Consider the following 20,483-nt stretch of genomic DNA (forward strand, 5'->3'; position numbering starts at 1 on the left):
GTAAACTACAGTTGTATAATGAATTGGAAGATAATAACCGACTATTCAGATAGAAATTGTATCTACCGGTCCTCCGGAGACACAATGCGAGTCATTGCATGCTGTGCGATTACTTGTATTGTGTTTTTTTGTTACCTGGATGATCGGCAGAGAATGAATGGAGGGTTATCAAATGGGTTTTTCTTTATTAAGCGCAGGTAAAAACAAAAAGCTCCTTTCGATTGCATTAACCGCGATGCTGTCGTTCTCGGTGATCGCAGGGTGCAGTAGCAACAGCAGCAATAACGGAGATTCTTCGGCAGCTGCGCCGTCAGGCAATGAGTCGGCTAAGCCGGAAGCAGCTTCATCAGGTTCAACAGCGAAAATCTCCTACCGGCTTGGCGATATTGTTAATCCTGAGCAGGTAAACAACTTTAATCCTTTCCTGAAAACAGGAAATTACCGGCCATTGTTTGATTATATTTACGATGCACTGTATTACTTCAATCCGGTTGAAGGCAAGCTGATCAACCGGTTAGCGGCTGACCAAGGCACTTGGTCGGACGATCAAAAAACATTTACAGTCAAGCTTAATCTGAAGGCCAAGTGGCATGACGGTCAGCCATTTACAGCCGATGACGTCGCTTATACTTTCCAAGTGCTGAAGGAGCATCCGGTGCTGGACTCCTACCAGCTGTGGAAGGAGACTCGTCTTAGCCAGGTAACAGCCAGCGGGCCTGATACTGTTGTCTTTCAATTGAACAGCGCGTTCCCGTCCTTGCCTAACTACTTATCCACTGTACAAATCGTGCCAAAGCACATTTATGAGAAAGAGGATCCGGAAACGTTCCTCAATAAGCAGCCAATCGGTACAGGCGCCTTTGTATTCCGCAATATTAACGAGAGCGCTATTCTGCTTGACGCAAACAAAGAGTTCTACCTGGGTGCTCCGAACATAACCGAGCTCATCATCCAGCGATTCAAGGATTCGCCAGCCGTTACGCTATCTCTGCAAAAAGGAGAGATTCAGGGGACAACAGGCACGATTGCGATGCCAAGTCTGCCTAAGCTGCTCGAAAATAAGGATAATAAGCTCCAGCAGTTCCCGGGCTTGTCCTCATATGCTGTCATTATTAATAATGAGAAGCCTGGTCTGAGCGACCCTGCCGTACGCAAAGCGATTCAACTCGCGGTCAACCGTAAAGAGATCGTCGAGAAAGGGGAGATGGGCGCTGCAACTATAGGCAACCCAGGCTTCTTATCTCAAGGCTTCGGCAGTCTCGTAGACGCGAGCCTTACGGATAAGCCGGAGCTTCAATTCAACATCGAGCAGGCGAACAAGACACTGACGGATGCGGGTTATTCGAAGAACAACAAAGGAATTTATGAGAAGGATGGTGTCAAGCTCTCCTTTACATACTACATGGCCGCCAATGCACCGGCTCAGAACAAAGAGGGAGCCATGGTTACAGAATGGCTTAAGCAGGCGGGCATTGAGACAATGATCAAATTAGCCACATGGCCTGAATTAACCAGCTTAGCTACAGCCGGCAATTACGACTTGATTCAGAATGGAATTACGGTTCCACCGGATCCGCAAGCGGCTCTTGAAGTGTTCCATAGCAAAATGACCGCTCCAAGCGGGCAGAATACGCCAGGTCTTAACTGGGCGAGATTTCGTGACGAGCAGATTGATGCTTGGCTTGATCAGGCTGCATCGGCAAGCGCAGATGAGAGAGGCGAGCTGTACAAGAAAGTACAGGCGCGTATTGCCGAGCTTGTTCCGGTTGTAACCATGTACAGCACAGGTAAGATTCCGTATAGTGAGACAGCCTTTACAAATTACGATACTTCGGTGCCTGCTACATCCGTTATTTCTCTAGAAAAGCTGACAAAGAAATAAATAGGAGCATGAACAATGAGAATTCAACTGTCTTATGTGGTTCGGAGAGTGGCTTTTGCTTTCGCCACTCTCCTCGCTGCCATTATTTTGAATTTCATATTGCCGCGTCTAATTGGCGGTGACCCGGCTGAAATGATCGCTTCGCAAACAGCGCTTGGTTCAGCGGAGGTAGCCGATGAGCTGCGCAAGCAATTTGGACTCGACAACCCAAGCCTGGTTCATCAATTCAGCAACTACATCGTACAGCTTCTTCATGGAAATCTGGGCATTTCCTACTTCAATTATCCTGTTCCGGTGAAGGAAGTCATCTGGAACGCTCTTCCCTGGACGGTTGGCATCGTTCTGATTGCAACCCTCCTCAGCTATTTCATTGGCTGGCTTATTGCTGTCAAAGGCGCGCTGAAGCCTGGTTCCTGGTTCGATCAAACAGCGCTTGGCGTCAGCTTCTTCATTAACTCCGTTCCGTATTTCTGGGTCGGAATTCTGCTTATTCTGCTGTTCGCCTACAAGCTAGGCTGGTTCCCGATGGGGCAGGCCATTCCGGTTGAGTATGATACGCTCACGCCTTCCCAGCAATTCCGATCTATTGCTTATCATGCCGTGCTGCCTATTGCTTCAATGGCATTAGCCTCTGCAGCCAGCCATATTCTCGTATTGCGGAACAACTTGATCCGCGTGCTGTCGGAAGATTATATGGTGCTAGCGCGTGCGAAAGGGCTGTCTTCCAGAAGACGTGTATTTCATTATGGAATCCGCAATGCATTTCTGCCTTCTTTTACAGGCTTCATGCTGTCGCTTGGCCATGTTGTAGGAGGGGCGATCACGATGGAGATTGTGTTCTCTTATCCGGGTCTTGGCATGCTTACCTACAACGCGATTCTTAATCATGACTATCCTCTTATTCAAGGCACATTCCTCGTTATTGCGGTGTCGATTATCGTGGTGAACCTGATAGCGGACCTCATCTATCCGTTTATAGATCCCCGCGTTAATTTGAACTAGGAGGCTGCCGGACATATGAAAAATAAATCAAATCAAAGATTGAATAACAAGCTGCTGGCGGGACTGACGATATTGTTCGTCTTCATCCTGCTGGCTTCAGCAGGGAAGCTTATTGCTCCCTATGCGAAAAATTATATAGAGTTCGAGGCTTGGCTTAAGCCTTCCGGCACTCATCTGCTGGGAACAGACAGTTACGGGCAGGATGTGTTCTCCCAATTAATCTATGGAACGCAAACGTCCGTATGGGTAGGGATTCTGGCGGGTGCTATGACGACGGTTATTGGCGTGCTGGTGGGACTCATTGCAGGCTATTACCGCAGATGGGTAAGCGATGCATTGATGTTCCTGGTCGATCTGCTGCTTATTCTTCCAATCATGGCCCTTATGATTATTCTTGCGTCTTTCCTGCCGTCAATGGGACTTAGCAGCATCATTCTCGTTATTGGTCTATTAAGCTGGCTCTACATGGCACGCAGTATTCGCAGCCAGACGTTATCGGAGCGGCAGCGGGGGTATGTGGAAGCAGCCAAAGTGGCAGGGATGAGTAATTTCACGATTATGGTGAAAGAAATATTGCCTAATTTACTGCCGATCATCGCGGCGAACTTCGTTAGTGTAACGACACAGGCCGTCCTTGCTGAAGCGGGACTCAGCTTTCTAGGCATTGGCGACCCGAGAAATGTAAGCTGGGGTACGATTCTGGCACTCGCTCATACGAATAACGCCATCATGTACGACGCTTGGTGGTGGATTATCCCGCCTGGTCTTGCCATTGCGTTATTCTGCTTCGGATTCGTACTGCTTGGCAACGGCATATTGGAGCGCTTCCGTTCCAAGCGCGGCGCCCAGCAGCAATTCACCTAGGAGGTTTGGGCTGATGAGCTTATTGGAAGTAAAAGAACTTCAGGTCGAGTACGACTCGCCGAGGGGACCCGTTAAAGCCGTTGACGGTGTAAGCTTCTCGATCGCGCGGGGAGAAATCTTCGGGTTGGCGGGAGAGTCCGGCTGCGGCAAATCAACGACAGCTTTCGGAATCTGCCGTCTGCTGCAGCCTCCTGCCCGGCTTGCCGGAGGGAGCATAGAGTTTGACGGTAAGGAGCTTACGCAGCTATCGGATGCGGAATTTATTCGTTACCGATGGTCCGGCATGTCTGTCGTGCTGCAAAGCGCCATGAGCAATCTTAATCCCGTTATGCGGATCGGGGCTCAGCTGACGGATGTTATTTTATCCCATGAACCAAAAACCTCGCCTCGTGATGCCTTTGAGCGGGCAAAATCGCTTCTTGAACTGGTTGAGCTGCCTGCGGGCAAGCTGAGCAGTTATCCCCATGAGCTATCGGGCGGTATGAGGCAGCGTGTTGTTATTGCGATGGCTCTGGCGCTCGAACCGGATCTCATTATTATGGATGAGCCGACGACGGCGCTTGATGTGCTTACCCAGAAGGCGATTGTTACCCGTATTATGGAGCTTCAGAAAGAGATGAATTTCTCTGTCTTGTTCATTACGCATGACCTTCCGTTAATGCTTGAAATATGCGACCGGATAGGCATTATGTATGCCGGCAAAATGGTAGAGATCGGGAGTAGCGAGCAGCTACTTACAAATCCGAGACATCCATATACGCAAGGCTTGCTCCGATCATTTCCTTCGCTTCATGGACCAAGAACAAGAATTGCGGGTATTCCCGGGTCGCCTCCAGATCTTAGAATCAAGCAGACGGGATGCCGGTTCCAATCCCGATGCGCTTTTGCCAGCGAAATCTGTGGTTCAATGATTCCTCAGGAGCTAGTTGATGAGAAAGGCATGGTCGCATGCCATCTTTATGGAAAGGAGGTGACGGCAGATGAGCTTCATTATGCAGGCGGACAACGTAAGTAAGACGTTTGGATCCGGATCCTTCCTTAACCGGAATACGGTAGAGGCAGTTAGCGAGGTTTCGTTTGCTCTGAATAAGGGCGAAGTGCTGGCTATAGTCGGAGAGTCCGGCAGCGGAAAAAGCACTCTCGCCCGTATGCTCGTTCATTTGATCGAGCCAACAAGCGGTCAAATCCGCTTTGAGGGCCGTGACTTGAGTAGGCGTTCTATGGCTAGGAAAGCAATCGCTAAAGATGTACAGATGATCTTCCAGGATCCATTCGAAACGATGAATCCGAATCAGCGAGTATATGAGATCATCGGCCGGCCGCTGAAACTGCATGGTGGCAAAGGGGATATAAAAGCAAAGGTCATCGAATTGCTTCAAAAAGTAGGGTTAAACCCGGCTGAGATGTATTTAGATAAATATGCCTCCCAACTTTCAGGCGGTCAGAAGCAGCGGGTGATGATTGCTCGGGCTCTTGGCATTGATCCCCGTGTGCTCATTGCAGATGAACCGACTTCCATGCTGGATGTATCGGTTGGCATCGACATTATGAATCTTATGCTTGATTTAAAGCAGGACTTCGACCTGTCATTGGTCTGGATTACACATAATCTTGGCAGCGCCAGATATATGTCTGACCGCATTCTTATTATGTACAAAGGAAGAATTGTGGAGAGCGGCAGCACCGAGGAGATCATTGCCAATCCTAAGCATGCTTATACGAAAGCGCTTCTTGAAGCATCTCCTGATCCGTGGAGACGCTGGAAGGATGCTGAACATAACCGGATGAGGCAGTAAGAGTGGAGGCGAATGCATGAAGAGGCCTAATATTATTATTATTTATTGTGACGACTTGGGCTACAGCGATCTGGGCTGCTATGGCTCGTCTTTTATTAAGACACCTTATCTGGATCAACTGGCAGAGGAAGGGATCCGGTTCACGAACTGGTATTCCAATTCGCCTGTTTGTTCACCTTCGAGAGCATCCCTTCTTACTGGTCGTTATCCTGCCCGAATCGGTGTAGAAAAGATTTTAGGGGGCAAACGAGGTACTATTGGATTGCCTGCGCGGGAAAAAACGATTGCTTCAATGCTTAAGGAGCAAGGATACCGTACTGGTTTGTTTGGAAAATGGCATCTTGGTGTTCATCAGGATCATAGTCCCAATGCTCATGGGTTTGAGGAAAGCTTTGGCTTTCTTGCCGGCTGTGTCGATTATTATTCACATATTTTCTATTGGGAGCAGGGTAATGGCGTTAATCCGGTTCATGATCTGTGGCATAACGGGCAAGAAGTGTGGAGCAACGGAGAATATTTAACCGAGTTGATCACGGACAAAGCGACAGCCTTTATTGTGGAACAAAATAAGGATCAACCGTTTTTGGTATATGTGCCATACAACGCCCCGCATTATCCAATGCATGCACCGCAAGAGTATATTGACCGTTATCCTGATCTGCCAGCGGACAAACAGATCATGGCGGCGATGATCAGTGCCGTCGATGATGGTGTCGGCCGAATTGTAGAGACTTTAAAACAAACCGGTCAATATGAGAACACCGTTATCTTCTTCTCGAGCGATAACGGACCTTCTACCGAGTCCCGCAATTATTTGGATGGGACGGAGGACCTTTATCATGGAGGTTCAGCCGGAATCTTCCGCGGGCATAAAGGAAGTCTGTTTGAAGGCGGGATCCGTGAGCCTGCTCTTATGAGCTTCCCTGCCCGCTGGAGCGGTGGCAGGGAAGTGAAGGAACCTTGCGTGATGATGGATGTCGTTCCTACCTTATTGGAACTCGCAGGCATCGACCACCCCGACCATCACCTCGACGGGAAGAGTATCGTTCCACTGCTGGAACATGAGCAGGGACATCATGACCGGATTTATTGGTCATATGAGAACCAGTTGGCCGTCCGTGAAGGAAAATGGAAGCTTGTATTAAACGGCAAGCTGGACTTCAGCCGAACCGCCGCTGATACAGTCCATTTATCCGATCTGGAGGCTGATCCTGGCGAGCGTGTTAATGAATCGGAGCAGTATGCACAGAAGACAGCCGAGCTGAAGGAAGCCGTGTTGAACTGGTACAGTGGATTCAGCCGGGGGACAGTTCATGAATAAGAAGAGCGGCTGCTGCTGTGCGCAGCAGCAAGAAGTAAGGCATGCGGACACTAACCGGAGCGGGTTATCAGATCTTAAACGCCGGCTGGAAGCGGGGGAGTCAGAGATGGTCCTGCTGCAAGGTGGATCCTTTCTTATGGGTACAGATGATGAGGAAGGCTTTCGTGCTGATGGGGAAGGTCCGATCCGCGAGGTGACGCTTGATCCATTCTATATCTCGCCGCATGCCGTGACGAATGCGCAGTTCTCAGCATTTGTAAAGGACACCGGTTATATAACCGATGCGGAGAGATATGGCTGGTCGTATGTGTTCCATCTATTTGTTACAGAGGAAGCCAAGGAGAATGTTCGCAGTGTTGTGCAGCGAACACCATGGTGGTGGGTCGTTGAGGGAGCAAGCTGGCATCAACCGGAAGGCACAGGCTCTCATGTGGAGGAACGTCTGGATCACCCGGCTGTACATATATCCTGGTATGACGCCGATGCTTATTGCCAGTGGGCAGGCGAGCGATTACTGACGGAGGCGGAGTGGGAATATGCGGCACGGGGAGGACTCGTCCAGAAGCGTTACCCGTGGGGCGACTTGCTGAAGCTTAACGGCGAGCATCACTGCAACATTTGGCAAGGGGCATTCCCGGTGAAAAATAACGCCAGTGACGGTTATAACGGGACTGCGCCGGTCGATGCTTATTCTCCAAACGGATATGGCCTATTCAATATGGTAGGAAATGTATGGGAATGGTGCTCAGACTGGTTCCATCCTTTATCGCCCTTGCATGATGTTAGAGTTAATCCTCAAGGACCGCGGTCAGGAACGAATAAATCGATGCGGGGCGGTTCTTATCTCTGCCACAAATCATATTGCAATCGTTACCGGGTGGCAGCCCGTAATTCGAACAGCCCGGACAGCTCTTCGGGCAATGTCGGTTTTCGCACGGCGAAGTCCTTAAAATAACCGTAAAAGGGGAGAGTAATCTTCAATGAAAGCAGTTATGATCATGTTCGACTCGTTAAACCGGCATATGCTTCCGAACTATGGCTGTGACTGGACGCATGCTCCGAATTTTAAACGCTTATCCGAGCTGACGGTAACGTTCGACAATTGTTATGCAGGCAGTTTGCCTTGCATGCCGGCGCGAAGGGAGCTTCATACGGGCAGGTACAATTTCTTGCACCGGAGCTGGGGACCACTTGAACCGTTTGACGATTCGGTCATTGATGTCTTGCGAAAGAAAGGGGTATATACCCATTTATCGACCGACCATACGCATTATTTCGAAGATGGCGGTGCGACCTATCATACCCGGTATAACACATGGGAATATGCCAGAGGTCAGGAAGGGGACCCGTGGAAGGGCCATGTAGAGGATCCTAATATTCCCGAGACGCATTCGGGTCCGAAGATCGGCAGCCTATGGCGCCAGGATTGGGTGAACCGCATCTACCAGGATTCCGAAGAGAAGCAGCCTATGCCGATTACTTTCCGGAACGGGATTGAATTTATCGAGAAGAACCGGGAGCAGGATCATTGGTTCCTGCAGATCGAGACGTTTGATCCTCATGAACCGTTCTTTACTCAGCAGAAGTACAAGGATCTTTATCCGCATGAGTATGAAGGGAAGCATCTCGACTGGCCGGATTACGGCAGATCGACAAATACGCCGGATGTGCATCAGCATGTCGTGTATGAGTATGCAGCGCTGCTCAGTATGTGTGACGTCTATCTAGGGCAAGTGTTGGATCTGTTTGATCGCCATGGACTATGGGAAGACACCCTGCTGATCGTAAATACGGATCATGGATTCCTGCTTGGCGAGCATGAGTGGTGGGGGAAGAACATTCAGCCGTTCTATAATGAAATTTCGAACCTGCCTCTATTCGTATGGGATCCCCGCTACGGACGGAAGGGCACGCGTTCGGATGCACTCGTGCAGACCATCGATATTCCAGCTACGTTGATCGATTATTTCGGGGCGGAGCATCCTCAGGATATGCTCGGACAGTCGATCTCGGAGACACTTCGCACACAAGGAGAGCCTGCCCGTGAAGCAGTCTTGTTCGGTATGCATGGCGGACATATTAATGTAACGGACGGACGGTATGTTTATATGAGAGCCCCGCAAACCTTTGATAACGGGCCGCTGCATGAGTACACCCTTATGCCGACGCATATGCATAACCGGTTCCATGTGAGTGAGCTCAGCGATTTGCAGCTTAGGGAACCGTTCTCCTTTACCAAAGGCTGCCGAACGCTTGTCATCAAGACGCAGACTTATTTGAATCCACATCTGCATGGAACGCTTCTGTTTGACCTTCTGCAAGATCCGAAGCAGGCACAGCCTATTCAGGACGCTGCTGTAGAAGCACGTATGATCAAGCTGCTCGCCCAGCTGATGCGCCAGCATGACGCTCCGGCGGAGCAGTATGAACGTGTGGGAATCCCAGTTGATGGAATGGTTGATGAAAAGACGCTGCAACAGGAAAAGGCGGCAAGAAGGCAGCGGATTCATATTGAACTAGGTTTGAATGAGCAGTGGACGGATAAAGGACGGCATGTTTTCTTTGCTGTGAAATGCCTTGCTCCTGGTGCTATGCGCGAATCTCTTGAGAGTGGACTCGCGGCATATATTAAGCAGCATTCAATTGTAACGATCGATGAAGCTATAATAACGGATTGGATTACCTCGTTGGGTCCGCAATCCCAGCCGTTAATTCGAGCTTTAAAAGCAGTGGTTTAATTTATTTGAACTATTTATGAGGCAGCCTTCTGGCTGCCTTTTTTGGCGACATCGTAAAGGTAAGGGCAGTTCGTGTTCCCCGGTTAACCGGATGACCCATCTACTATTAAATAACCTATCCTGAATAGAACACGCGTAGTTTGACTAGTTGAACTCCCATGAAAATTAAATTAGCTCAAAACCAGTAAAAGAGCATAAGAAAACAGACCCAGCATAACGATTTACATCAAAATGCTAAGGATACCGCTTTGTACAGATTAAGACACGTGTTATATGCAGTAGCGACACGATGTGCCTTTGCTTCATATCATCTGTTCACAAAAGCTTGATAAGCACTAAAAATGAAATATTAGAGAATTTTATCTCCAGGGCCCAAGAGTTGCTTGTTAAAGTTTATATGGAGATGCCTTTAAATAAAGATAGCTATTATATACTTGGTAAATCACTTGAGTCCTGATTTTGAAAAAAAACTTCTCGATGTAATCTAGTAAAGTGAGCATTCTTATTGAAATCTTCAAAGGATATTACATACGCTTTGTGACAATTGTCATTCTGTTAGTGTCATACAGACCTTACAAAAGGTTATGACAAACTAAATTACAACTCACACTGGCATTGCTCGGTGTTAATACCGATCGATCGTCCAGTCTTTTTCTTTGTACTTAGGCAGCTAGGCGATTGGAGCAGTAACACCAGCGGAGTTTTTTTCATACGTATATGTCATGAACGATTATCGGCATATGCCCAGCAGCTTGGGCTGATGTCGTTTGCATTTCCTATTTTGCGGGGTGCTGATGATCATTACATGAACATATAACGGAGGCTTATAACGATGAATGAATTTAAAAACCAGCTTCAAAATCTGAATACGGATGCGTTTAAAGCGAGCAGTATGAAGCCCAATGCAGGTCAAGGTCAAGTGGACCCTAATAATGCCCGTCTATGTATAGGCTTTTGCATCGGATTCTGTATCGGATTTTGTTCATGCGGCGGTTGCGGCGGTTGCGGTGGCTGCGGCGGTTGTGCTAGATGCTTTGCATGCGGTGGCTGCGCCCGTTGCGGTGGCTGTGCCCGTTGCGGCGGTTGTGCCCGTTGCCGCTAAAAGTTATCTATTGAATAGAAAGCTTCAAGACACCTCTGCAAACGCTTTTGGTTTGCGAGGTGTCTTTTTATGCCTATGCGGGCATGACGGACAAGTGGCCTTACATACCTTTATAAAGGAAGTCATGCTGCGTTTAAAAGTTAGATTTCATAATAAGGAGGAATGAAATTTGGATCCTTCTACGCGCCTAAAAGTAAGAGGAGATACTTTTTTTCTCCCCAGCTCGGACGGAAGTGTCTTTTTCCGCAACAATATCGGTTCATTTCGGATGGAAGGCAGCACAATCGATCAATGGATTGAGAACTTAATACCCGTATTTAATGGCGAGCATACGATGCATGATTTAACGGAGGGATTGCCGGAACAGCACCGTAATCATGTTTATGAAATTGCGCAAATATTGTATGCGAACGGTTATGTCCAAGATGTAAGCCAGGATCGTCCGCATCAGCTGCAAGAGAGTATTGTAAAGAAATATAACTCTCAAATTGAATTTTTGGACAGCTTTGACGGGTCAGGGGCATACCGATTTCAATTATATCGACAGTCGAGCGTGCTTGTTGTTGGAACTGGCACTTTTTTGGTTTCTCTTGTCAAATCTTTATTTGAATCCGGCTTGCCTCAATTCGACTTTCTGGGCTTGAACTTGGAAACGGCGAATCGAACACGGATTGCGGAGTTGGAGCAGCATTACCGCAAGTTTGATTCAGAAGTCAAGGTGGACGAGATCAGCTTGCCGAACAATTCGGATGTGGACTGGTCTTCGGTCGTAGAGCCTTATACCGCTGTATTTTTTGTCTCGGATCAAGATGGAGAACCGAATCTAAGATTGCTTAATGAAATTTGCCGGCAAAAAAACAAGGCTCTTCTGCTGGCAGTTATTTTAGAGCAAGCTGGTCTAGCGGCTCCGTTCTCGTATTCCAATTCGGAAGGCGATTGGGAATCGGCATGGCGCAGAGTCCATCATTCCGCGATTTATAAGGATACGGATGTTCATACTGCGTCGTCCGTTGCGGAAGCGCTGCTCGCGAATGTGATCGTCTTCGAATGGTTGAAGACAGCGGCAGAAGTAACAAAACTTGAGAAGAACAATAAACTTTTTCTGCTTAATTTAGAGACGTTGGAAGGGAATTGGCATTCGTTTCTTCCCCATCCATTAGTTAATGATCACCGATTCATCAAGAGGATCGAGGATGCCGAGCTCCAAGCGGGAACGGACGCAGGGAAACGAGATTCAAGCGAATTGCTGTCTTTCTTCAGTCAGCTAACATCAACGGAGACAGGCATCTTCCATATTTGGGAGGAAGGGGAGCTAGGACAGCTTCCGCTTTCGCAGTGCCGTATTCAGCCCGTTGATCCGCTGACCGTTGGTCCTGCGCTTCTGCTTCCTGAAACGATATGCAATGGATATAAGCATGAAGAGGCGCGAAGGGAAGCGGGTCTTAGGGGAATCGAGGCTTACGTGTCGCGTATGGCGAATTTTGATGAGATTGCTCATGTAGGTGCCGGTGAGACGATTGAGGAGGGCGTTTGCCGCGCTTTGCAAAAGTATTTAATGAATGCACGGATAAAGTTGCATGAAACGCATACACCGTCGATCTCGCTGGTGAAGCTGAGTCATATAGGCGATGAACGATGCCGTTATTATATGAATGCCCTAGCAACGATGCAAGGAGCACCAACGTTCGGACTAGGCGAGGAGGTATTAGGTTTTCCTGTTGTATGGCTGCAAGCAAATGGCCGGTGGTACGATGCCGTTGATCTTAATGTAACTCGGGCACTTCGGAGCGTGTTAATGATTGGGCTGTTTGATGCTCAAAATAAAGCCGGTCAAATGGAGGGGAACGGGCACTATGTTGAATTAGATGTAAAAGAATCTAAAGTGGACTCAATTTCAATACCCGCTTGCGATCCATTCGAGCATCGAGAGGTTATGCAGATGGCCATACGGCAATTGAATCGCATACACAAGCGTTTGCACGTATTTGACATAACTCCGGAACCTTTTTGGAGAGAGGGACTGGCGGGCGTATACGGCGTCTCGCTTCGAGAGGTGGTTGAAGAATGAGCGCTATTGTGGCGATTGTTGGCGCAGGTCAGCTTGCGGACTATGTACACGATATTTTATCTGCAAGTTGTCTGCTTGTAAGGGTAAATGAACCGGCTTCCGAGTTGCCGGAAACGACTGAACTAGCGCTCGTGCTTAGTGATGGCAACGATGCATATTCACATCTTACCGCAGAGAACGTTTTCAAGAAATCCGGTACTCCATGGCTGCGAGGATATGTAGCATTTGGAGAAGGCATTATTGGCCCGCTTGTCGTTCAAGGGAAGGCAGGCTGCTCACAATGCGCCGATTTGCGGCATTTAATGGCCGGAAATGACCGGAGGGACATGTGGGAGCTGCGTCAGTTCTTGCATGGAGAAGTTTTCCCTGATATTTGGTCTTCTCGCAGCGGATTATTGCATATGGCTCATCTTATTGCAGCAGAGGTCCACCATTTTCTTAACCGTCATACGGCTCATCTTGAAAATCATATTAAGCTCGTACACTTGCAAACGCTCAACAGCTCGGCTCATTTTTTTTTACCGGATCCGCAGTGTGCCGTATGTGGGAATATACCGGATGACACTGCCATAGCTTCGCAAATAAAGCTGCAGTCCAGCCCGAAAATCAGCGAAAACAGCTACCGCACCCGTTCAATGGCGGAGTTGAAGCCCGTTCTATCCAAAGATTATCTGGACAATCGCAGCGGCCTCTTGAACGCAAAAATGATTGACCTGATGTCGCCATTTGCCGACGCCAGCATCATTTTACCGATGTTCTCTGGGGATGAAGGCTGCGCAGGGCGTACGAATTCTTTTGCGGTCAGTGAAATGACAGCGATATTGGAGGGATTGGAACGTTATTGCGGCATATCGCCGCGAGGAAAGAAGACGGCGGTTCATGACAGTTACAATCATTTAAGGGAGATTGCGCTGGACCCCACTCGGGTTGGAACGCATGATAAGGCACAGTATGAGCGGCCGGATTTTCCGTTCCAACCATTTGATCCAAACAGGAAAATCGATTGGGTGTGGGGATATTCGTTCTTGCGGGAGAAGCCGATTCTCGTGCCGGAGCTGCTCGCCTATTACAGCTCCGGCTGCGGTCACGGCTTTGTATATGAAACCTCAAATGGCTGTGCTTTAGGAGGAAGCTTGGAGGAGGCTATATTTTACGGCATATTGGAGGTTGTGGAACGGGATTCTTTTCTAATGACGTGGTACGCGCAGCTGCCGCTCGTTCCTTTGGATCCCTACTCCTCGGGTGATCTAGAAATGAATTTAATGGTGGAGCGGCTGCGCGATGTCGTCGGTTATGATGTGCATGTGTTTGATTCGACGATGGAGCACGGCATTCCAAGCGTGTGGGTGCTTGCCAAAAATAGAACAAATCAAGGCATCAATATGATTTGCGCCGCAGGGGCCCATCTTGATCCCGTGAGGGCGGCCAAAGGCGCAATTCATGAGATAGCGGGTATGCTGCTTGCGTTTAACGAAAAGTTAGAGGTGAACCGAGGGCAATATGAACAAATGCTGCAGGATCCTTTTCTCGTTCGGCAAATGGAGGATCACTCCATGCTGTACGGCTTGAAGGAAGCAGAAGAACGCCTCAGCTTCCTGCTCGATAATGATCGTCCGGTCCTTTCGTTTAAAGAAGCTTTTAAACCAAGGGCACGGCATGCGGATTTAACCGACGAATTAAACCTGTTGATCAAGACTTTCAGTAATCTCAATCTAGAGGTAATTGTTGTTAATCAGTCAACGCCAGAGACGCTGAGAAATGGACTTCATTGTGTGAAGGTGCTCATTCCCGGCATGCTTCCCATGACGTTCGGCCAACACCTTGTCCGCTTGACTGGGCTAGAGCGGGTGCTGCGCATACCGGCAGAGCTGGGCTATGTGAAGGAGCAGCTTAAGCTAGAAGAACTTAATCGTCATCCGCATCCGTTTCCGTAAGTAGTTTTGTGCGGGACTTAGGAGGAGGAGAAATGAGTCTCAAGAAATTTTTGTTCCAGCTGCAATACGAGCCCGACAAAACGAAACCGCAAGACGTGGAGGTGGATTGGGAGAACGCGCCTCTGCCGTATAAATTATATCGTCGTTTGCCTGTATTTCCACTGGCATCCGATGTTCCGCTGCAACTAACCGGCAATCGGGGGCAAGAGAAACCAACCCTTCGGGAGATCGGGTATTTCCTGTGGTACACCTTTGGTATTGCACAGCTTAGTCAATCTGTTATGGAGCAATATACGGGTGAGAAATGGGAAAGCGCATTGCATCTTTGCAGACGATTTGTTCCTTCAGGCGGAGGTCTATATCCGAGCGAATTGTATTTGTATTTGAAGCTGGAGGAATTGCCTTACGGTATTTATCATTATGATGCGGCTCATCATCGTTTGATTTTATTGCGTGAAGGCCAATTTGATTCCTACGTGGGTAAGGCCTTGGGCAGCCGCTGCGACGTAACAAGCTGTTTCGCGGTTGCTTTTGTATCGACTATATTTTGGAAAAACTTTTACAAATACAATAATTTCTCGTATCGTTTACAGGGGCTGGACGCGGGATTATTAATAGGCCAGCTGCATGAGGTGGCGAAGCGCTTCGACTTTGAGTCGGGGGTGTATTTCCAATTTCTTGACCGTGCCATCAATCATTTGCTTGGTTTGCCTGAAGCAGAGGAAAGTGTATATGCCGTAATTCCTCTTGCGGTAGATTCAAGCATGGAATGGTTCGGCCATGACATTAACAATAACTATCCGATGACGTCGGCAGAGTTATGCAGGGAGCTTCCAATCCTTACGCACGATCGCTTTATGCGTTCAAAAAAAGTATTGGACTACCCAATGCTGACCAAGATGAATGAAGCATCCATAATGGATTCCGCGCTTTTATTCAATCAGCTTGGAAGGAAGCAAGAGGCAGTCCCTCAAACCGATGTTCATGTTTTGCCCCAAGTCAATAGACTGACGTATGATTTAGCAGAAGTATGCAGGCAGCGTTACTCGCCAGAACATGAATTTGTATTGGAAGCAGTGAGTCAGTCGGATTTAGCGGCACTATTGCAAGAGGTAATGAGATCCTGTAGCTATCGAAATGATTTGGATGTTACGATCCAAAGTCCAAGGTCTCGAGTAAAACTATTCGGCTGCTTTTATGGCGTTGAAGGAATTCGCGATGGTGCCTATCATTACAATGAAATAGCGCATACGTTGCAGCTTGTTAGGGCCGGTGATCAACGGTCATGGCTACAGAATGCGATGTCGTTGGATAACTTGAACTTATTCCAGGTGCCGCTGACTTTTCATGTGGCGGGTGATCTGGGACATCTTCACGCCGAGCTTGGTTACCGCGGTTATCGGATTCAACAAATGGAAACGGGAATGTTGGTGCAGCGCTTGCTGCTCGCTGCTTGCGCATCCGGAATGGAAGGCCGTCCGCTGCTAGGATTTGACGTTAGTTCCATGAATGAACTTTACGGATTAACTCCGTTCGGGCAAACGACTTTAATCCAAATCCCCATTGGCCCCTGCCGGAGTCGTTCACGGCTCGAAGGCAGCTTATCACAATAATGGATTTCCGAAATAAAAGGCAGATTGAATGTCATGACCATTCAATCTGCCTTTTATAAATTAAGGCTGGTGAACTTTCTTCTGGGACTCACCGACTGGGTGATGCAGGTGATGATGCACATGCACCATATGCATCATAGGATGGAACCAAGCATGATGATAATCTAACGTTTCGAGCTCCCATCCATCGTGATGATGATCGAAAGGCATGTGATCATCCCACATTTCATGTGTCATCGGATGATAATCATGCATCATTGGATGGTAGTAATCCATCATGGGATGGTAGTCATGCATGTGGTGATAGTCGTCGTACAGGTAAGGAAAGTGATGCATGTGGCTAAATTCAACGCCGTAAGGGTAGGAAGGGGAAACAGCCTGCTCATGAACGGTTTGAGGTCCCCAATTAGGCTGGTTTGGACTTGATTGCAATTGTGGGCTCCAATTGGCCTGATTTGGGCTTGATTGTATCGTTTGAGGTCCCCAATTGGACTGATTCGGACTTGATTTCATTTGTTGATAATACTCGGGCTTAATGGCCGATTGTGGCACATAAGGTTGATTGCTTATCATGGTGCGCCTCCTTTTGATTATACACTACAATATGCTTTGAACGAAAAAGGGGCACTTATCCCTATAAATTGGGCGATGTAGATGCTGTGAAAAATAATTTATTTTTACAACGCATAAATTTCCAGCGACTCCACAAAATAATCTCACATCCAAGAAGGAGTTGACTATTATGGCTAACCAATCCAACAATTTAGTTGTACCGCAAGCGAAAGAAGCTTTGAACCGCATGAAATACGAAATTGCTACTGAGCACGGCATTCCGCTCTCCGAAGGTTACAACGGCAATCTAATGACTCGCGAAGCGGGTACGATTGGCGGCAACATTACGAGACGCCTTGTTCAAATGGCAGAACAAACTTTAAGCGGAGCACAATTCTCCAATACAAGAAGATAGCAAGCAACACAGTCATTCCCCTCCATCTCGCACATGACTTACCATCGGCTAGCAGTAATGACGATGATATAATGGTGAGATGAGAGGGGAATGTTTATGTTTATCTCGCCTATGCAGCCTATGAAAGCTGAGGAGCCCTTCAACTCAGAGGAATTTTTATTTGAACCCAAATTGAACGGTCATCGTTTAATCGTTTCTTTTATCAACGGACAAGTGAATATGTACACCAGGAACAACAATGAAGTGACAAGACAGTACCCCGAGCTGTTTAATGTTCCGGTTGATAGCGGTACGGATGCCGTTTTTGACGGGGAAGTCGTGAGGCTTAGGGAAGACGGAACGAATGATTTCGAAGGACTTATACAAAGATACCGGATTGGCAAAATAACTAAAATAAAAGACGCTTCCAGAACGCATCCCGTTCAATATTACGTCTTCGATATTTTATATTTAAACGGAAAAAGCTTGACTCATCTGCCTCTTGTCAAACGAAAAGAGATTCTTGCCCGGATCCTTAAACCAAGCGGTTATTATCACGTAACCATGTCCATTGAGCATGAGGGCAAAGCCTTGTTTAAAGTAATGGAAGACAAAGGTCTGGAAGGCATTGTAGCCAAGAAGAAGAATTCCGATTACGTGAGCAAAAGATCCGAGAATTGGCTCATGGTCATTAACTATCAATACCTTGAGGTTTCCATTAGCGCCTACAGGCGTAAAGAGTTCGGATGGCTTGTCGAGCATGAAGGACGAACGGTCGGCTGTATTGAAGGGACGATTTCAACGGAGGACAGGAAAGCTTTTTACCTGCTTGCCCAATCCCTTATTACCGGACAAGACAGACACTTCGTATATGTAAAACCCGTACTTAAAATAAGGGTAAGGTTCCGTAACTGGACCTCGAATCATATGCTTCGGACCCCTGAATATGCGGGACTTTCCGGAGAACTAAAAAAGCCTCTAAGATAGACGATATCTTAGAGGCTTTTTGCTGCTGATTTAAGCGTTGCTATATCTTTTCTTTCCTGCCTTCGATGAGTATGGTCAAGCTGACAAGCGTAACGAATATGGTGGCGCCCATATCCGAGAGAATGGCAATCCATAAGGTCAACCAGCCCGGAATGGTCAGCAATAATGCAATGAGTTTTAAGCCAAGGGCAACGATAATGTTGAAGCGAATAACGCGATTAACCCGCTTGGCGACTGCGACAGCTGCGGGCAGCTTGCCTAAGTGATCCTGCATTAGTACAATGTCGGCCGTCTCGATTGCGCTGTCCGTGCCTTTCCCCATAGCAATACCCAGCTGGGCCGAAGCGAGAGCAGGGGCATCGTTAATGCCATCCCCGATCATGGCCACGATTCCCTTTGAAGACAGCTCCTTGATGTGATGGACTTTGTCTTCCGGCAGCAAACCTCCATAGAACTTCGTGACGCCAACTGCCGCAGCTACCTTCTCAGCCGTTTTCTGATGATCCCCGGTAAGCATGACCGTGTTCCGAATGCCTAATCTGTGCAGAGAGGCAATCACGCTTTTGCTTTCTTGGCGGAGCTCATCGGCAATTCCGAATAGCCCAAGTATTTGATGTTCATCCGCTACCAAAACAAGCGTTAAGCCATCTTCTTTAAAGAGGTTGATTTGCTTTTGAATCGGTTCGGGTATTGTGAAATGCTCTATGCTTTTTTCATTTCCCAGCCAATAAGACTCGCCATTCACTTTTGCTTTTATTCCGCGGCCTGTAATGGTTTCAATTTCATCCGGGTCAGGAGGGGCGATGTTTCTATCGGCCAATTCCTTCATGATTGCTTTGGCCAGCGGGTGAGAAGAGGATTTTTCGATAGCGCCGGCTACTGCCAAGAATCGTTCTTCATCATAAATCTCTAATTGCGCGACATGCGGCTCGCCTTTCGTTAACGTACCGGTTTTGTCAAAAGCAAGCGTATTAATCTTACCAAGCTGCTCCAGAAAGACGCCGCCTTTAACGAGAATACCGTTTCTCGCGTTGCGCGTAATGCCGGACACGATTGCAATGGGCGAGGATAGGATGAGCGCGCATGGACATCCAACGATTAGGACCGACAATCCCTGATAAAGCCATGTGATCCAGCTGCCTTGAAAGAGAAGGGGAGGGATCACGGTTACCAGTGCCGCAACAATCATAATAAGCGGAGTATAGTATTTGGCAAATTTATTAATAAACAACTCCGTTGGAGTTTTCGTTTCCTGAGCTTCTTGAACGAGATGAAGAATCTTCGCCAAGGACGAATCGTTATAGGCCTTTTCAATCTTAACCATAAGCAAACCTTCATTGTTAATACTGCCGCCAAAAACAGGCTCACCGGCTTCCTTCTCGATCGGGAGGGACTCGCCTGTTATAGCAGCTTCGTTCACGGAGCTCTTCCCTTCCCATACAACGCCGTCGGACGGGATTTTTTCGCCTGGTTTGATTTTAACCAGATCTCCGACTTGCAAGGACGATATAGGGACAATGCTTTCTTGGCCGTTTTCCAGCCTTATGGCTTCCTTAGGGGCCACTTGCAGCAAGGTTTCCATCGAACGCCGGGCTTTTTCCATGCCATAGCCCTCAAGAAGTTCGTTCAAGCCGAATAAGATTGCAACTAATGTTGCTTCTTTCCACTCGCCAATCGCAACCGCACCAACTAATGCGATAGTCATTAGCGTATCGATGTTAAACCTCAGCTTTATCAGGTTTTTTAACCCGCGGAAAAAGGTCGTATACCCGCTAATAACCGTGGCAATTAAATAAAGGATAATAACGGACGAATTCGCCAGAACGCCATCCAAAAAGATTGCAGCCACATAAATGACACCGGAGGCGATAAGGAGCTTTAACATTTTGTTTCCATCGCCATGCTGATGCTCATGCCCATGATCATGAGCACCATGTGCGTGGTTATGGCCATCGTGATTATGATCGTGACGATCCGCTTGCTTGTTTAACTGCTCGGAGATATATGCCCCATCTGACTTAAGAATGCGATTGACCTCTGGCATTGAGATATCGGGACTAACCTTTAACTTGCCTGAATTGTAGCTAAGCGTCGTATCCTCGCCGTGATCGAGCTGCTTTATTTCATCTTCGATTCTTTGCGCGCAGCCGGCACAGGAGAGTCCTTTAATGCGATATTCATTCATAGGAGCTTCCTTCTTTCATTACATGAATACTTGCTCATATATTAT

16 protein-coding genes are annotated in these 20,483 nt (G+C 47.8%); 14 read left to right on the forward strand and 2 right to left on the reverse strand.

Features of this window, described 5'->3' with window-relative positions; all coding sequences use genetic code 11:
- Positions 1-172: 172 nt before the first annotated feature.
- The 12 genes from WFK81_RS25505 (at position 173) to WFK81_RS25565 (ending at position 16,320) form a co-directional block, all read left to right on the forward strand.
- Positions 173-1,882: an ABC transporter substrate-binding protein gene (locus WFK81_RS25505; protein WP_336789536.1), complete on the forward strand. Its 1,710-nt coding sequence runs from the start codon at positions 173-175 to the stop codon at positions 1,880-1,882.
- Between the two features lie 15 nt (positions 1,883-1,897).
- Positions 1,898-2,884, forward strand: a complete 987-nt coding sequence (locus WFK81_RS25510; protein WP_336789538.1) for an ABC transporter permease — start codon at positions 1,898-1,900, stop codon at positions 2,882-2,884.
- Positions 2,885-2,899: 15 nt separating this feature from the next.
- Positions 2,900-3,748, forward strand: coding sequence for an ABC transporter permease (locus WFK81_RS25515; protein WP_336789540.1), 849 nt, complete (start codon positions 2,900-2,902; stop codon positions 3,746-3,748).
- Between the two features lie 13 nt (positions 3,749-3,761).
- Entirely contained in the window at positions 3,762-4,763 is a 1,002-nt protein-coding gene (locus WFK81_RS25520; protein WP_336789541.1) for an ABC transporter ATP-binding protein, read from the forward strand.
- Positions 4,729-5,544 carry an ABC transporter ATP-binding protein gene (locus WFK81_RS25525; protein ID WP_336789542.1) on the forward strand — a complete coding sequence of 272 codons (816 nt, stop codon included), beginning with the start codon at positions 4,729-4,731 and terminating at the stop codon, positions 5,542-5,544. The genes WFK81_RS25520 and WFK81_RS25525 overlap by 35 nt, the downstream gene beginning before the upstream one ends.
- A gap of 16 nt (positions 5,545-5,560) precedes the next feature.
- On the forward strand, positions 5,561-6,865 hold the full coding sequence (locus WFK81_RS25530) for a sulfatase-like hydrolase/transferase (RefSeq protein ID WP_336789544.1): 1,305 nt from the start codon (positions 5,561-5,563) through the stop codon (positions 6,863-6,865).
- Positions 6,858-7,820, forward strand: coding sequence for a formylglycine-generating enzyme family protein (locus WFK81_RS25535; RefSeq protein WP_336789546.1), 963 nt, complete (start codon positions 6,858-6,860; stop codon positions 7,818-7,820). Before WFK81_RS25530 ends, WFK81_RS25535 begins: the two co-directional genes overlap by 8 nt.
- Before the next feature lie 25 nt (positions 7,821-7,845).
- On the forward strand, positions 7,846-9,603 hold the full coding sequence (locus WFK81_RS25540; protein WP_336789548.1) for a sulfatase-like hydrolase/transferase: 1,758 nt from the start codon (positions 7,846-7,848) through the stop codon (positions 9,601-9,603).
- Positions 9,604-10,610: 1,007 nt separating this feature from the next.
- On the forward strand, positions 10,611-10,871 hold the full coding sequence (locus tag WFK81_RS25550) for a hypothetical protein (protein WP_336789788.1): 261 nt from the start codon (positions 10,611-10,613) through the stop codon (positions 10,869-10,871).
- A 3-nt stretch (positions 10,872-10,874) separates the two neighbouring features.
- On the forward strand, positions 10,875-12,773 hold the full coding sequence (locus WFK81_RS25555; protein WP_336789551.1) for a putative thiazole-containing bacteriocin maturation protein: 1,899 nt from the start codon (positions 10,875-10,877) through the stop codon (positions 12,771-12,773).
- Entirely contained in the window at positions 12,770-14,707 is a 1,938-nt protein-coding gene (locus WFK81_RS25560) for a TOMM precursor leader peptide-binding protein (protein ID WP_336789552.1), read from the forward strand. The genes WFK81_RS25555 and WFK81_RS25560 overlap by 4 nt, the downstream gene beginning before the upstream one ends.
- 32 nt (positions 14,708-14,739) lie before the next feature.
- The gene (locus WFK81_RS25565; protein WP_336789554.1) at positions 14,740-16,320 is read left to right on the forward strand and encodes a SagB family peptide dehydrogenase; all 1,581 of its coding nucleotides are present in this window, start codon (positions 14,740-14,742) and stop codon (positions 16,318-16,320) included.
- Positions 16,321-16,380: 60 nt separating this feature from the next.
- Here WFK81_RS25565 and WFK81_RS25570 read toward each other — a convergent pair whose 3' ends face one another.
- Positions 16,381-16,893 (reverse strand): hypothetical protein, encoded by a 513-nt coding sequence (locus WFK81_RS25570; RefSeq protein ID WP_336789556.1) that lies wholly within the window; start codon positions 16,891-16,893, stop codon positions 16,381-16,383.
- Between the two features lie 169 nt (positions 16,894-17,062).
- On the opposite strand from WFK81_RS25570, the gene WFK81_RS25575 reads away from it, so the two are divergent.
- Together WFK81_RS25575 and WFK81_RS25580 are read left to right on the forward strand one after the other, a co-directional pair.
- Positions 17,063-17,287 (forward strand): alpha/beta-type small acid-soluble spore protein, encoded by a 225-nt coding sequence (locus tag WFK81_RS25575; RefSeq protein WP_132313092.1) that lies wholly within the window; start codon positions 17,063-17,065, stop codon positions 17,285-17,287.
- A gap of 96 nt (positions 17,288-17,383) precedes the next feature.
- Entirely contained in the window at positions 17,384-18,253 is an 870-nt protein-coding gene (locus WFK81_RS25580; RefSeq protein WP_336789558.1) for an ATP-dependent DNA ligase, read from the forward strand.
- Positions 18,254-18,293: 40 nt separating this feature from the next.
- Here WFK81_RS25580 and WFK81_RS25585 read toward each other — a convergent pair whose 3' ends face one another.
- Complete coding sequence (locus tag WFK81_RS25585) at positions 18,294-20,438, reverse strand: heavy metal translocating P-type ATPase (protein ID WP_336789560.1); 2,145 nt, start codon at positions 20,436-20,438, stop codon at positions 18,294-18,296.
- Positions 20,439-20,483 lie beyond the last annotated feature (45 nt).

Origin of the sequence: Paenibacillus sp. MMO-177, assembly GCF_037147795.1 — a bacterium.
Classification (GTDB): domain Bacteria; phylum Bacillota; class Bacilli; order Paenibacillales; family Paenibacillaceae; genus Pristimantibacillus.

Bases quoted from the DNA above. Each gene is read 5' to 3' on its own strand.
- WFK81_RS25505 (WP_336789536.1), top strand. From the start codon at position 173: ATGGGTTTTTCTTTATTAAGCGCAGGTAAAAACAAAAAGCTCCTTTCG.
- WFK81_RS25510 (WP_336789538.1), top strand. From the start codon at position 1,898: ATGAGAATTCAACTGTCTTATGTGGTTCGGAGAGTGGCTTTTGCTTTC.
- WFK81_RS25515 (WP_336789540.1), top strand. From the start codon at position 2,900: ATGAAAAATAAATCAAATCAAAGATTGAATAACAAGCTGCTGGCGGGA.
- WFK81_RS25520 (WP_336789541.1), top strand. From the start codon at position 3,762: ATGAGCTTATTGGAAGTAAAAGAACTTCAGGTCGAGTACGACTCGCCG.
- WFK81_RS25525 (WP_336789542.1), top strand. From the start codon at position 4,729: ATGAGCTTCATTATGCAGGCGGACAACGTAAGTAAGACGTTTGGATCC.
- WFK81_RS25530 (WP_336789544.1), top strand. From the start codon at position 5,561: ATGAAGAGGCCTAATATTATTATTATTTATTGTGACGACTTGGGCTAC.
- WFK81_RS25535 (WP_336789546.1), top strand. From the start codon at position 6,858: ATGAATAAGAAGAGCGGCTGCTGCTGTGCGCAGCAGCAAGAAGTAAGG.
- WFK81_RS25540 (WP_336789548.1), top strand. From the start codon at position 7,846: ATGAAAGCAGTTATGATCATGTTCGACTCGTTAAACCGGCATATGCTT.
- WFK81_RS25560 (WP_336789552.1), top strand. From the start codon at position 12,770: ATGAGCGCTATTGTGGCGATTGTTGGCGCAGGTCAGCTTGCGGACTAT.
- WFK81_RS25565 (WP_336789554.1), top strand. From the start codon at position 14,740: ATGAGTCTCAAGAAATTTTTGTTCCAGCTGCAATACGAGCCCGACAAA.
- WFK81_RS25570 (WP_336789556.1), bottom strand. From the start codon at position 16,893: ATGATAAGCAATCAACCTTATGTGCCACAATCGGCCATTAAGCCCGAG.
- WFK81_RS25575 (WP_132313092.1), top strand. From the start codon at position 17,063: ATGGCTAACCAATCCAACAATTTAGTTGTACCGCAAGCGAAAGAAGCT.
- WFK81_RS25580 (WP_336789558.1), top strand. From the start codon at position 17,384: ATGTTTATCTCGCCTATGCAGCCTATGAAAGCTGAGGAGCCCTTCAAC.
- WFK81_RS25585 (WP_336789560.1), bottom strand. From the start codon at position 20,438: ATGAATGAATATCGCATTAAAGGACTCTCCTGTGCCGGCTGCGCGCAA.